This window comes from Streptomyces sp. NPDC048370 (assembly GCF_043200825.1).
Taxonomy (GTDB): Bacteria; Actinomycetota; Actinomycetes; order Streptomycetales; family Streptomycetaceae; genus Streptomyces.
Map to the genome: position 1 here is coordinate 802,650 of NZ_JBICYI010000002.1, position 13,672 is coordinate 816,321.

The window sequence follows — 13,672 nt, forward strand, 5'->3', positions numbered from 1 at the left end:
GCGGGCCGGCCCTGCCCACACACAAGGAGGAGCCTTGCAACGACGCAACGTCCCGTCCCGGCCGCGCGCCCCGCGCAGAACGCCGTCCGTGCTGCGCCGCATCCGCAGGACGGTCCTGTCGGTGTCGGCCGCCGTGGCCTTCGTACTCCCCGCTGCGGCGTCCCCCGCGGCGGCCGACGCCCAAGCCGCCGCCTTCCGGGTCTTCGTGAACGAGCGCGGCGCGGACCGCCCGGGGCTCGAACAGTTCGGCGCGGTCCGGTCCACGGTCGTCTACGACGTGTTCGCGTTCCGGTGCAGTGCGAGCGGCTGCACGTCCAACGGCGGGCCGCTGCCCTCGCAGGCCACGTACGAGGCCAAGGTCAAGGAGTACATGGGCTCCGGCCAGTTCGGCGCGGCGGCCGGGACGCCGGTCGTGCTGGACTTCGAGGACATCGTCGTGACCGCACTCTCCGGCCAGGCCGCCACCCACGCGTTCGACCTCTGGAAGCAGCTCATCGCCTGGACGAAGAACGCCGCACCCGGCCACCCGGTCGGGATGTACGGCTACGACTGGTCGACCACCAACAACAACCTGACCCAACAGCTCCACCAGAACGGCCTGTTCGACTTCTTCGCGCCACGCATGTACTGGGACGTCGGCGAGACGCAGTCCAGCTGGCAGACGCAGCTCGACCAGGCCGTCGCCAACGACCGCGCGCTCGCCCCCGGCCAGCCGATCTACCCCTACATCCACCCCAAGACGATCAACGGCGACTATCTGCCGGGCAACACCTGGGCGTTCATCTTCGGGCAACTGAAGGCGAAGACCGACGGCCTCGTCGTCTGGGAGCCCTCCGCGACCACCGCCAACGCCTGCAACTGGGTCTCGCAGAACTCCTACGAGATGGGTGTCATCACGGCGACGTCCAGCAGCGGCCCGCTGGCCGCCTCCGCGACGCTGCCCAGCGGCAACTGCACGGTGTCACGGGGCACCACGACGAACATACCGGTGACCGTCACGAACACCTCGGGTTCGACGACCGCCGCGACCCAGATGCAGACCTTCTCCAGCGGGGGGATCTCCGGCACCTGGCAGTGGTACAACGTCCCGGCGTTGGCGCCCGGAGCGAGCTTCACCACCACGCTGTATCTCGACGTCTCGTCGTCGCAGAGCTTCAGCACCGCGCTGCTGCGCATCAGGACGGGGATCAGCGACACAAGGTGGGCCGTCGTCGTCCGGTGACGGTACGCCGCCCGTCCCCTGACCCCGCGGTGTGAAGGGGCCGGCCCGCCCTCGCGCGGAGGGGACGGGCCCGTGGCGGGGAGCATCGAGGCCGTGCCTCAGGAGCGACGGATCCTGGGTCGGACCGAGTCACGGACCACCACGTGGGTGCCGAGCACGACCTGTTGGGCGTGGCGGACGTCCGGCTCCTCGCGCTGGACGGCCAATTTCACGGCGGTGCGGCCCAGTTCGAGGAAGGGGACCTGCACGGTGGTGAGCGAGGGCAGCAGGTGCTCGGCGTAGGGCATGGCGTTGTTGAAGCCCACGACCGACATCCCCTCCGGCAAGGACACCCCGTCCGCCCGCAGTTGGGCGATGACGCAGCCGGCGATGTCGTCGTCCCACGCGAAGACGGCCGTGACGTCGGAGGGCATGCCGCGCAGGATCTCGCGGATGCCGGTCGGGCCCAGTGCGTTGTGGTTGCCGCCGCCCACGATCAGCTCCGGGTCGGGGCGAAGACCGTAGGCTTCGAGCGCCCCGCGGTAGCCGGCGACCCGTGACGCGGTGGTCGTGTTGTCGGGGCCGCCGAGGAAGAGGATGCGCTCGTGGCCGGCGGAGAGCAGATGGCTGGTGGCCGCGTGGGCCCCGCCCTCGTTGTCGTAGTCCACCACGGTGACCGGCAGGTCGGCGCCCGGGGAGGGCCGTCCGACGAGCACGAGCCGGGACCCCGCCGCGTCGAGCTCCCCGGCGAGAGCGGCCACCTTCGAGCGGTAGCCGGGCGTGTCCCTGACACCGCCGATCAGCATCACGATGTCCGCGTTCTGCTCGGCCATCGAGGCGGCCAGGAAGAGCTCGCGGTCGGGATCCGCCTGCGAGGAGGCGACCATGCAGCGCATTCCCTCCGCCGCCGACTGCTGCTCGATCCCGCGCGCGATCTCGTTGAACGCGCCGCCGCTCAAGGTGACGAGCACGATGCCCACCGTGTTGCTGCGGCCGCCCTTCAGGGCCCGGGCGTGGGCGTTGACGACGTAGTGCAGCTCCTTCGCCGCGTGCAGCACCTTGGCCCGCGTGGACTCGGCCATGCGCTTGCCCGCCAGCACGCGCGACACCGTGGCCGTCGACACACCGGCCTTGTCGGCAACGTCCTGCATGGTGGCCTGCCGTCGCGCGGGCTTCGACCCTCCGCGCGTCTCTGTGGGCACCGAATCATCCCCCGATTCGTCCGTATCCGTCCTGCTCCGTGGAACAGGAGTAATCGTTTGCATGGTTTCAGCGGGAGAGCGGGACGTCAACAAACCCCTCCAAGGCGGTCAGATGGGCCGAACGGTGAGCTCGAAGACGGCTGCCGGGCGGCCCACGTTGCGCAGCCTCAGGCGGTACACGGTCTCCGGCCGGCCGAAGTGGTCGGTGGTCTCGATCCGCTCGACATCGGGCTTCCAGGCCGTCCGGTCGTAGGCGAGGGTCGCGGCGGCGCGCGTACCGGCCCAGGTGACGGTGCCGTCGGCCGGGCGGGGGCGGAAGCGGCTGATGAAGAGCTCCTCCACCTGCGTCGCGCCGTCGAACGTGTCGTGGACGACCAACCTGGCGTCCGGGTGCCAGGCGAACGAGCGGACGACGGGGCGGCCCGCGTACGCCGCCGCCAGGTCCAGGCGCAGCACGGACCCGCTCTCGTCGGCGCGGGCGGCCAGGACGACGGCCTCGGCGTGGCGGCCCGCCTCCTGGGCGACTCCGTCGACGACGGGAACGGAGTGGGCCCGGGCGGAGGGGTGCAGGTGGGCGGTGTAGCGGTCGGGCCCGAAGTAGCCGTGGGAGTAGCTGCCGGCGCCGAGGTCGGCGAGGAGCTCCTCGCCGTCCGCGCTGAGCGTGAAGTGGCCGAGGTCGTTGTGGTTGTGCGGCTCGTCGTTGTGGCCGCCCTTGGCCGCGAAGGTGATCCGTACGCCGTCGACCGTGCGCCGGTCGACGAGCCAGGCCGCGTCCGGCAGCCAGGCGACGCCGTCGGTGGTGGGCGCGTCGAGCACGGCGGGGTCGGTCCAGGTCAGGGTGCGCGACAGATGGGCCCAGCGGTGGCAGTGGTCGGCGTCGAACGAGGGGACGCCCACCGCTCCCGGCACGGGTGATCGCAGGCGGTCCCGCAGCCGGGAGACGAGCCCGGTCGGCAGCGGCTGGGAGTCGACGGCGTCTGCGAACGTCACGAACCGCCTGCCGCCGGTCTGGACGGCCGCGGGAAACGCCGCCGCCGCGGTCGCCGACGGAAGATCGCGAAGCAGGTCCACGCAGTCCGCGCCGTGTGCGCTGCCCGCGCCGCCCGTGCCCGCCGCGCCGGTCCGTTCGCGGAGCGCCTCGGCGAAGTACGTGAAGTAACCGAAGCCGTAGACCCAGTAGTTGACCCCTTCCACGCACGTGCCGTCGGTGCCGAGGCCGCTCAGGTAGACGTCCATGGCACGCAGACAGCGCTCGACGGCGGCGGTCAGCTCGCCCGGGTCGTCGACGAGCGCGAGGGCGGCCATCCCGGCCGCTCCCGCGCAGACCGCCGCCCAGTTGGTGGCCGTGCTCTCCCAGAGCCATGGCTGGTCACTGCCGAAGAGCGGGGTCAGGACCCGCCGTCGCACCTCCGCGCGGGCCCGGTCCGCGACGGCGGAGGGCAGCCGGTCGCCGAGGAGCGTCACGATCTCGGCCAGGGCGTGCGCCGTCTCGGCGGCGAAGAGATCGACGCACTCCTCCATAGGCCGACCCGTCGGCGTGACCAGGTAGCGGTGCGCGGGCACCGCCCAGGTGTACTCCTCGCAGACGGACCAGATCATGTCGGCGAGCGCGGAGAGCACCGCCGGATCCCCGTCGAGCCAGGAGGCCGCGGCCAGCGCGTTCAGCCTGCCCCGCCGGCCGAAGTACACGCGCTCGTACGGAACCCGGTCGCCGTCCGCCTCGAAGCGGTGGAGCTGCGACCACGAGGGGGTGGCGGTGTCCGCGCCACGGGACGCCTCCGCCCGGATCTCGGCCCAGAGCGCGTCGAGATGGGGGCCGGTGAGCGGCTTGGGCACGGCGCGGTGCACAGGAGCAGGAGCGGCAGCGGCCAGGGCGGCACGCAGCGCGGAGGACGAGTATCGGATCACGTCGGAACCTCTCGGGGGTGCCGCTGCCGATGCATGGCTGTGGTGCGGGGCTTCGGCCAGGCCGTCGTGACGGGGAGAACCGTTGGGGAGAACCGACGGCCCGGCCGAAGTCGGGGTCAGGCCTTCCGGGAGGCCTCGTACTCCTTGGCGAACTCCTCGGCCGCCTTGTCGGCGCCCTTGGCCTTGAAGTCCTTCACGATGGAGTCCCAGTCGGACAGTGGACGCTTCCCGCTGACGACGGCGTTGATGGAGTCGGCGCGCAGCTTGTCCAGGGTCGTCGCCTTGGTGGACCAGGTGTCCGAACGCAGGCCGACGATGGGGTTGCGGATGCCGGTGGGGACGATCTGCTGCTGCCACGCGTGCTGGCGCCTGGTCGCCTCGACCGAGCCCTCGAAGCTGCCCATGTAGATGACCTGGGGGCCGGATCCGATGTAGTTGACGGGCAGGGTGGACTTGCTCTCACCGGAGACGGAGAGCTCGGTCTGCACCGGACCGTTGTCCCCCTTGGCGCGGGTGAAGTGCGTGCCCTCGGTCCCGAAGTTGTTCAGCTCCCACTCCTCGGAGCCGAACGGCGCGGAGAGGAAGTCGATGACCCGCAGCAGGAGTTCGATGCGCTCCTTGGGGGCCTTCTTCAGCGCGGTGTAGCTGAAGAAGCCGTTGCCGAACCACTGGTTGTACGAGGCGCCGTTCGCCGGCTTGTACGGGCGGGCGAAGTCGACGGTGAAGCCGTCCTTCACGGCGAGGGCGGCGCCCTGGAGCTGTGCCGCGTTGGCGACGATCGACGTGGTGCCGTTCTGGAAGTCCAGGGTTTGGGTGTTGCCGTCGATGGACAGGGCGTCGGCACGGTACAGGCCGTCCTTGTACCAGGCGTTCATCTGCTCCAGGGCGGCCCTGAACTCGTCGGACGCCAGCGTGTGGCTGAAGGCGCCGTCCTTGAGCGCCCACATGTTGGGGGCACCGTGGTTGGCGGCGTGGGCGGTCCAGCCGAACTCGCCGCTGCTGGAGGCACCGTGGGCCCACTTGTTCTTGCCGGTGAGCTGCTTCATGCCCTTGGTGAGGTCGGCGACGGGCAGTCCGCCGACCTCCGGGACCCAGATGCCGGCCTGCTTCAGCCGCTCCTGGTTGGCGAACAGACCGATCCAGGGCAGGGGCCGCTCGATCGGGACGCCGTAGAGCCGGCCCTTGAAGCGGCCCACGGCCTCCCAGGAGTAGGTGGGGATGTTGGCGAGGTTGGGGTACTTCTTGATCGCGTCGCCGGAGAGGTGCTCGGTGAGGTCGGCGCACTCGGAGAGGACGAACCGGGCCTCGTTGGGCAGGAAGTACCCGCCCGCGTTCATGCTGATGATGTCGGGCATGTCGCCGCTGGCCATCATGGTCGACAGCTTCGTCGTGTACTGGTCGAACGGCACGACGGTCAGCTCGAGTTCGACGCCGAGGGCCGCGTTGATCGCCTGGTGGAACTTGTTGTTCGCGAGCGGCTTCGGCGGTGCGCCGTACGACATGACGACGGCCGTGACCTTCTTGCCGTCGCCCGGCTTCTCGGCCACGGACTTCACGAGCTTCTGCGGGTACGCGGTGTAGCCGGCCTGCACGCCCTCCTTGGTGGGGGCGAGGTCGGGAACCGGTCCCGCGAACGGAACGCACGTGGGGTACGGCGCGAGCTTCGCACCCACGTTGCTGGACGAGCCCCCCGAGGAGCCCGAGGAGGAACACGCGGTCAGCGAGGTACCGGTGGCGGCGAGGGCAGTGCCGGCGCCGATGGCCTGCAGGACGGATCTGCGGGAGACACCAGAAGACATGACGATCCTAGGGAGACGGCCCCGGGTACCGGGGAACAGCGGTGGGGAGGGAGGTGAGGAGCCTTGCGGTCCGGTGGAGCAGCTGGACCAGGGCCTTTCGTTCGGATCAGGCCGGATCAGACCCCGCGAGCCCGGCATTGATCCGAACGAAAGGCCCTAGCTCTTGATCGCGCCGGTGAGGACGCCCTTGGCGAAGTAGCGCTGGACGAAGGGGTAGAGGCAGAGGATCGGCAGCGTGCCGAGGACGACCACGGCCATCCGGAAGGTCTGCGGCGCCGCGATCAGGGCTTCCTCGGCGCTCGCCTCGTCGGCGAGTTTGGCGCCCTGGGTGACGTACTGGCGCATCACGGTCTGCAGCGGCCACATGCCCTGGTCATCCAGGTAGAGGACGGCGCGGAAGAAGTCGTTCCAGTAGCCGACGGCGTAGAAGAGGCCGATGACCGCGATGACCGCCTTGGAGAGCGGCAGCACGACGGTGACGAGGATGCGCAGCTCGCCGGCGCCGTCCAGCTTGGCCGCTTCGTACAGCTCCTCGGGGATGCCCTGGAAGAAGCCGCGGATCACGACCAGGTTGAACGCGCTGACCAGGACCGGCAGCACGAGCGCCCAGTACGTGTTGCGCAGCCCGAGGCCGTCGACGACGAGGAAGCTCGGGATGATGCCGGGCGGGAAGAGGAAGGTGAACAGGACGAGCAGCATCACCGGCTTGCCGCCGACGACCCCGGGGCGGGCGAGAGCGTAGGCGAGCAGGACCGTGCAGGTGAGGCTGGCGAGCGTGCCGAAGACCGTCACGCCGACCGAGACCCACAGGGCGTGGCCGACCACTCCGCCGTTGAGGATCTTGTCGTAGGCCTTGAACGACCACTGCTCGGGCCAGAAGGCCCAGCCGCCGTTGTCGATGATCTGCTGGTCCGGCGCGAAGCTGGTGGCGACGACCACCCAGAACGGGACGACCACCACGACGACCGTGAAGGTCAGCACGACAGCCTTCAGGATCTGTGTGATGAGCTTCGGCTTCTCCATCCACGCGGGCCGGTGGTCGCGCCCCGGGGCGAGCGTCGCCCGCCGCTCGGACCGCTTGTCCGCTTCCTCTTCCTTGTCGATCGTGAGACTCATCAGCGGTACACCCCCTGTTCGCCCATGCGGTGAGCGACCTTGTTCGCGGCGAAGACCATCGCGGCCGCTATGACTCCCTTGAGGAGCGCCGCGGCTGTCGCCATGCCCCAGTTGCCCTGGACGATGCCCTGGTAGTAGACGAACGTGTCGATGACCTCGGCCGCGTCCGGGCCGAAGGCGTCGCGCTGGAGCAGGATCTGCTCGAAGCCGACGTTCAGCACCTCACCGAGCCGCAGGATCAGCAGCAGTACGACGACGGGGCGGATCGAGGGCAGTGTGACGTGCCAGAAGCGGCGCCACGGTCCTGCCCCGTCGATGGCGGAGGCCTCGTAGAGGTGCTCGTCGATGTTGTGCAGGGCGGCCAGGAAGATGATCGTGCCCCAGCCGCAGTCCTTCCAGATCAGCTCGATGACCATCAGCGGCTTGAACGCCGTCGGGTTGCCGAACACGTCGATCAGATGACTGCCGTCGCCCAGCACGCCGTTGATGAGCCCCGCCCCGCCCAGGACCTGCTGGAAGAGGGCCACCACGATGACCCACGAGACGAAGTGCGGCAGATAGACCACGCTCTGCACGAGGTTGCGGACCCGGCCGCGGGTGATGCTGTGCAGCACGAGCGCCAGGCCCAGCGGCAGCGGGAAGAAGAAGACCAGCTGCAGGAGCGAGAGCAGCACGGTGTTCAGCGCGGCGCCCCAGAACGCCGCGTCCGACAGCAGCACCTGGAAGTTGCCGAAGCCGACCCACTCGCTCTCCGCGATGCCGACGAACGGGATGTAGTCCTTGAACGCGATGACGTTGCCCAGCATCGCCAGGTAGTGGAAGACCAGGAAGTACAACACCCCGGGGACCATCAGCAGGAGCAGGGTCCTGTCCCTACGGATCCTCCCGGCGAGCCCGCCCTTGTGCCGGGTCTGTGGCCCGGCCGGCCCGTTGTTGCGAACCGCCGACTCGTCAGCGGTCCGTGGCTTGCCGACTGTGACAGCCAAGGCTCCGCCCCTTTCCAGTAGCAGGTGCGGAAGGAAAGTAGATCGGTTGCATGCCTCACGGCAAGAGATTGGCCCGACCCTTTTGGAACGCCGAGCCGCTCCAGGTTCGGCAAAGCGGTGTAAATACTCTCGTAACCCGCCCTTCAGAGCCGCGACTTCGACAAGTGGCCTGATGACTGCCAGCGCATGTCTCGACCCACTCGAAGGCCGCACCGCGACCTCGCCACCGATGTAAACGTTTGCAGAAAGGTCGGAAACCTGAAGGGCCACCGGCCCGGCGCATGCTGAGGGGTACTCAGGCGTCCGCGGTCCGGGGGCGCCCGGCGTCGAAGAGGTCGATGGGGTGACGTGAAGTGCCGTCGACGGCGAGGTCGGCGAGGATCTCGCCGATCACGGGGACGAACTTGAAGCCGTGCCCCGAGAACCCGCACGCCACGACGACCTCGGGGTGGCGGGGGTGCGCGGACACGACGAAGTGCTCGTCCGGCGTCAGCGAGTAGGTGCAGGCGGCGCCCTTGAGCAAGTCCCCGGCCAGCGTGGGGATGCGCGTACGCAGGTACGTGCGCATCTCCTCCACCTCCTCCGGGTGGATCTCCCGGTCGAGGAGGTCCGGGTCGACCGGCGCGCCGCCTTCATGGAAGGCGACCTTGGCACCGCCGTTCGGACCGTCGAGGGCGGGGAAGCCGTAGATCGAGCTGCCCGTGCGGTCCTCCCAGACGTACACGGGATGCCGCTCCGGCTCGAAGGGCGCCGTGCCGCCCTCGGGGGCGAACCAGTACATGACGCGGCGCTCCACGCGCACGGGGACACCGATGTCCGCGAGCAGTTGCGGCGCCCATGCGCCCGGGGCGATGACGAGCCGATCCGCCATGTACGTCTCGCGGGCGGTGACCACCCGGACTCCGCCGACGGCGTCGACGTCCCAGCGCAGTACCGGCTCCTCGAAGTGCAGTTCGGCGCCGTGGGCCGCCGCCAGGTCGAGGTGTACGGAGACCGTCAGCTCGGGCCGGGCGACGCCCGCCTCGCGCTCATGGAAGCCCACCTCGTCGGCGGCCGGGGAGAAGGTGGGGAACCGGCGCCGGATCTCCGCGCTGTCCAGGATCTCGTGCGGCAGGTCCCACGCCTTTGCGCTCCGCACGCTGCCGACCACCATGGCGCTGTCCTGCGGGCCGATGATCAGCCCTCCCGTGGTGGTGAACACCTCGCGCCCCGAGTCCACGGCCAGTTGCTCCCACAGCTCACGGGCTCGGAGGAGCAGCGGCACGTACGACTCGCCCTCGGCGTAACTCTGCCGGTAGAGGCGCGAACCGCCGTGGCTCGCCCCGAGCGCGTGGGCGGGACCGAAGCGCTCCAGGCCGAGCACCCGCCGGCCGCGCCGGGCGAGGTGGTAGGCGGCGGAGCTGCCCATTCCGCCGAGGCCCAGCACGATGACGTCGAAGGAGCGAGTCACGGTTGTCGCCTCCTGGCGCTCGGGGACGGATCTGATCCGACGGGCATCCCCACACACCACACCCCTCTCAGGACGCAGCGCTCCCCCGACGGCTACCCACCGTGTGTCGGCGGCCTAGGGTGCCATGCCGGACTCCCCAGGTCAGCCCAGAGGCTCCCGGTCCCAATCCGTCGTGACGCGGGCCGCCTGGAGTTTGAGGGAGTCGACCAGGTCCCGCGCGCTGAGTGCGGCCGTGGACGCCAGGACGGCGACGCTGATCTCGCGGGCCAGCGGTGGGCCTTCCACCTGTCGTACGGCGATGTCGCCGCGCGGTGCCCCCAGAGCCAGCCGGGGAACCAGGGAGACCCCCGTGCCCGCGGCGACGAAACCCTGGACGACGCCGTAGTCGTCGCTGCGCATCACGTGGACGGGCTCGAAGCCCTGCTGCGCGCAGGCCCACGAGAGCAGTCGGTCGCAGGGGTCGCGCGGGTCGGCCGCTCCCACCCACTCCTCGTCGCGCAGCTCGTCCAGCGGCACGCGCTCCATCGCCACACAGCGGTGGTCCTCGGGGAGGACGAGCAGCAACGGGTCGGTCAGCAGCGGGTGCACCTCGAAGGCGTCGTCGAGGTCGAGCCGGTCGCCCGGCTGCGAGAACACCAGGGCGGCGTGCAGCTCCCGCGACCGAAGCCCGTCCAGGAGCACCGGCAGCTCGCCTTCCACGAGGGAGACGTGGACGCCCTGCCGGCGCAGGGACTTCACGGCGCCTGGGAGCAGGAGCGCGCCGGCGGTGGGGAACGTACCGACGCGCAGGGCGCGCGTCCCGCGGACGGCCTGGGCGCGCACCTCGTGCTCGGCCAGCTGCAGGCGGGACAGCACCATCTCGGCGTGCGGCAGCAGGGTCTCCCCGAGCTCGGTGAGGGTGGCGCCCCGAGGGCCGCGCTGCACGAGCATCGCGTCGAAGTGGCGTTCCAGAACGGCCAGATGATGCGTGACCGTCGGCTGCGAGTAGTGCAGCGAGCGGGCCGCGCCCGCCAGGGAACCCTCGTGGGCGATGGCGCGCAGAACGTGAAGATGCCGGATCTCAAGCATATAGATATTCTATGGACCCCCTTCGAGGAATGCATGATTCCTTGAATAGCTCTCGCCCCTCACACTGAGCGGCGTGAACAGCCCCAGCTCCCTAGCTCCCCGCCCCCTTACCGCCGGTACACACCAGGACCGCGCACCGTACGCAGAGGCGCTCCGCGCCCACGCCGACCGGTCCTGGGTCCGGCTGAACGTTCCCGGTCACGCCGCCGAGGCCACGCCCGGCCACCCGCTCGTGGAGGCGTTCGGCCCCGGTGTCCTTCGGATGGATTTCCCGCCCCTGCTCGAAGGACTCGACCTGGGCTCGGACACCCCGATGGACCAGGCCACGAGCTTGGCCGCCGAGGCCTGGGGCGCACGGCGCACCTGGTTCCTGACCAACGGCGCCTCGCAGGGCAACCAGACAGCCTCCCTGATCACCCCCATGCTCGGCCGCACCCTCATCGTGCAGCGCAGCGTGCATTCGAGCGTGATCGACGGGCTGGTCCTCTCCGGCCTCAAGTCCGCCTTCGTCCAGCCCTCCCTCGACACGGTCCAGGGGATCGCCCACGGCGTCACCGCCGAGGCCGTGGCGGAGACGATCGCCCGGCATCCCGACGCCGCCGCCGTGTACGTCGTCTCCCCGAGCTACTTCGGTGCCGTCGCCGACATCCGCGCCATCGCCGACGTGACCCACGCGGCCGGGATCCCGCTGATCGTGGACGAGGCCTGGGGCTCCCACTTCGGCTTCCACCCTGACCTTCCGGCCGGCGCGCTGTCCCAAGGGGCCGACCTGGTGACCTCCAGCACCCACAAGCTGGGCGGGAGCCTCACGCAGTCCGCGATGCTGCACCTGGGCGACGGGCCGTTCGCCGACCGCCTGGAACCCCTGATCGACCGCGCCTTCCGACTCGTGCAATCCACCAGTGCGAGCGCGCTGTTGATCGCCTCCCTGGACATCGCCCGCAGGAACCTGGCATCGGGACACGACGCGATCGGCGCCTCCGTGGAGGCCGCGGACAGAATCCGCCACGTCGTGCGGCGCATGGGCCGTCATGGAGTGGTCAGCGACGGCTTCGGCCGGTTCCCCGACATCGCGGCCGCGGACCCGCTGCGCGTCGCGATCGACACCAGGGCCGGTGGGATCAGTGGCCACGAAGCCCGCCAACGGCTGTTCCGCGACCACCAGATCATGGTCGAGGTGTCGACCGAGTCCGCCATCGTCGCGGTCGTGGGCGCGGGAAGCGCCCCGGACACCGAGCGGTTCCTGGAAGCGCTCCACACCCTCCCGCGCCCGCTCGACGATCAGCTCGACCGAGACCTTCGGCTGTCCCTGCCCACGCCTGGCGAGGCGGTGCTCACCGCACGCGAGGCCTTCATGAGCCCCGGCCGGGTCGTACCCGCGGTCGAGGCCGTGGGCCGGGTCTCCACGGACACCCTGGCCGCCTACCCGCCGGGAATCCCCAACGTGCTGCCCGGCGAGGTCATCACCTCCGAGACGGTGCGCTTCCTCCAACTCACCGCGGCCGCCCCGAACGGACACGTGCGGGGTGCGGTCGATCCGACCGTGGCCCACCTGCGCGTGGTCGACGCCTGAGCGGACGCTCGACCCGACGCCAGATCCGGCGCCCGGCCGAGGTCCGGCCGAGGTCCGATCCGGCGCCTGACCCGACGCCCGACCCGTACGTCCTCCCCCTCCTGCTCTTACTCCCCCGTTCCGCCGCCTTCCCCATTTCGCACGCTGCCGTGCCCACCGCCGAAGGAGTCCCCCGAGAAATGAACCGAGCCATCGCAAGACGCCGCATCGCCCCCGCCGTCATCGTCGCGACCACGGCCGCCGCCGTGCTCACCGGCTGCGGTGACCAGACCGCGGGCGGCTCCTCCTCCGGGGGTACGGGCAACGGCGCCGTCTCCGACGCCCCGCTCTTCTCCAAGCTGCCCGCCGACATCCAGAAGGCCGGCGTCATCAAGGTGGGTACGGACGCCACGTACGCGCCGATGGAGTTCAAGGAGGGCGACAAGATCGTCGGTGTCGACCCGGACATCGCCGCCGCCCTGTCCAAGCAGCTCGGTGTGAAGTTCGAGTTCGCCAGCGGCACGTTCGACACCCTGCTCACGTCGCTGACGACCGGCCGTACGGACGTCGTCATGTCGTCCGTGACCGACACCAAGGCACGCCAGGAGGGCCTGGACGACAAGGGCCAGAAGACCGGTGCCGGGGTCGACTTCGTCGACTACTTCATCGCCGGCTCCGTGGTGTACGTCCAGAAGGGCAACCCGCAGAAGGTCAGGTCGATCGAGGACCTGTGCGGGAAGGCGACCGCCGTGCAGCGTGGGACGACCTTCGAGACGGTGGCCAAGACCCAGTCGAAGGCCTGTGAGAAGGCGGGGAAGCCGGCCCTCAGGATCGAGTCGTTCCCGACCGACGCCGAGGCCCAGACCCGCGTCAAGGCGGGCGGCGCCGTCGCCGGTGTCAACGACTACCCGGTCGCCCTGCACCTGACGCGCACGGCCGGCGGCGGGAACGCCTTCGAGATCGTCGGCGACCAGATCGAGGCCGGCCCCTTCGGCATCGCGGTCGACAAGAAGGACACGCAACTGCGCGACGCCATCAAGGACGCGCTGAACGTGATCATCAACGACGGTACGTACAAGAAGGCACTGGACAAGTGGGGCGCCGGGTCGGGGGCGGTCACCTCCGCAGGCATCAACGGCGGCTCCTGAACCCCACGCACCGCTGAAGGGCAGTCGTTGTGACTGACAAGCTCGACAAGGTTCCCGACGGGGCGTCGCCCGCCCCGTCGGACCTCCCCCCGGAGGCCATCAAGGCCATCCCGGTCCGCCACTACGGACGCTGGGTCGCCGGCGTCTTCGTGGTCGCACTCCTGGTCCTCCTCGGCTACGCCTTCTCCCAGGGCAACGTCCGCTGGGCCACCGTGCCGGAGAAACTCTTCGACTCCACCATC

Annotated in this window: 10 protein-coding genes and 1 pseudogene; 4 read left to right on the forward strand and 7 right to left on the reverse strand. The window is 70.1% G+C overall.

Annotated elements, in window-relative coordinates; translation table 11 throughout:
- Window positions 1-34 precede the first annotated feature (34 nt).
- Window positions 35-1,222: a hypothetical protein gene (locus tag ACGFYP_RS07225; protein ID WP_393487416.1), complete on the forward strand. Its 1,188-nt coding sequence runs from the start codon at window positions 35-37 to the stop codon at window positions 1,220-1,222.
- Window positions 1,223-1,320: 98 nt separating this feature from the next.
- Here ACGFYP_RS07225 and ACGFYP_RS07230 read toward each other — a convergent pair whose 3' ends face one another.
- The 7 genes from ACGFYP_RS07230 to ACGFYP_RS07260 all read right to left on the reverse strand — a co-directional run bounded on the left by ACGFYP_RS07230 (window position 1,321) and on the right by ACGFYP_RS07260 (window position 10,730).
- Window positions 1,321-2,352 (reverse strand): LacI family DNA-binding transcriptional regulator, encoded by a 1,032-nt coding sequence (locus tag ACGFYP_RS07230; RefSeq protein ID WP_393487419.1) that lies wholly within the window; start codon window positions 2,350-2,352, stop codon window positions 1,321-1,323.
- Between the two features lie 159 nt (window positions 2,353-2,511).
- Window positions 2,512-4,311 carry a heparinase II/III family protein gene (locus ACGFYP_RS07235; protein ID WP_393487422.1) on the reverse strand — a complete coding sequence of 600 codons (1,800 nt, stop codon included), beginning with the start codon at window positions 4,309-4,311 and terminating at the stop codon, window positions 2,512-2,514.
- Window positions 4,312-4,427: 116 nt separating this feature from the next.
- The gene (locus tag ACGFYP_RS07240; protein WP_393487425.1) at window positions 4,428-6,110 is read right to left on the reverse strand and encodes an extracellular solute-binding protein; all 1,683 of its coding nucleotides are present in this window, start codon (window positions 6,108-6,110) and stop codon (window positions 4,428-4,430) included.
- 156 nt (window positions 6,111-6,266) lie between these two features.
- Entirely contained in the window at window positions 6,267-7,133 is an 867-nt protein-coding gene (locus tag ACGFYP_RS07245) for a carbohydrate ABC transporter permease (RefSeq protein WP_393487534.1), read from the reverse strand.
- Between the two features lie 92 nt (window positions 7,134-7,225).
- On the reverse strand, window positions 7,226-8,077 hold the full coding sequence (locus ACGFYP_RS07250) for an ABC transporter permease subunit (protein ID WP_361961564.1): 852 nt from the start codon (window positions 8,075-8,077) through the stop codon (window positions 7,226-7,228).
- A 430-nt stretch (window positions 8,078-8,507) separates the two neighbouring features.
- Complete coding sequence (gene solA / locus ACGFYP_RS07255; protein WP_393487427.1) at window positions 8,508-9,662, reverse strand: N-methyl-L-tryptophan oxidase; 1,155 nt, start codon at window positions 9,660-9,662, stop codon at window positions 8,508-8,510.
- Between the two features lie 141 nt (window positions 9,663-9,803).
- Window positions 9,804-10,730 carry a LysR substrate-binding domain-containing protein gene (locus tag ACGFYP_RS07260; protein WP_393487428.1) on the reverse strand — a complete coding sequence of 309 codons (927 nt, stop codon included), beginning with the start codon at window positions 10,728-10,730 and terminating at the stop codon, window positions 9,804-9,806.
- A 73-nt stretch (window positions 10,731-10,803) separates the two neighbouring features.
- Here ACGFYP_RS07260 and ACGFYP_RS07265 point away from each other — a divergent pair, with 73 nt between their 5' ends.
- The 3 genes and pseudogenes from ACGFYP_RS07265 to ACGFYP_RS07275 form a co-directional block, all read left to right on the forward strand.
- A complete protein-coding gene (locus tag ACGFYP_RS07265; protein WP_393487429.1) occupies window positions 10,804-12,303 on the forward strand; it encodes an aminotransferase class I/II-fold pyridoxal phosphate-dependent enzyme in 1,500 nt (499 codons plus the stop codon).
- Window positions 12,304-12,482: 179 nt separating this feature from the next.
- On the forward strand, window positions 12,483-13,430 hold the full coding sequence (locus ACGFYP_RS07270) for an ABC transporter substrate-binding protein (protein WP_393487430.1): 948 nt from the start codon (window positions 12,483-12,485) through the stop codon (window positions 13,428-13,430).
- 29 nt (window positions 13,431-13,459) lie between these two features.
- Window positions 13,460-13,672 (forward strand): annotated as a pseudogene (locus ACGFYP_RS07275) (amino acid ABC transporter permease); the annotation flags it as partial.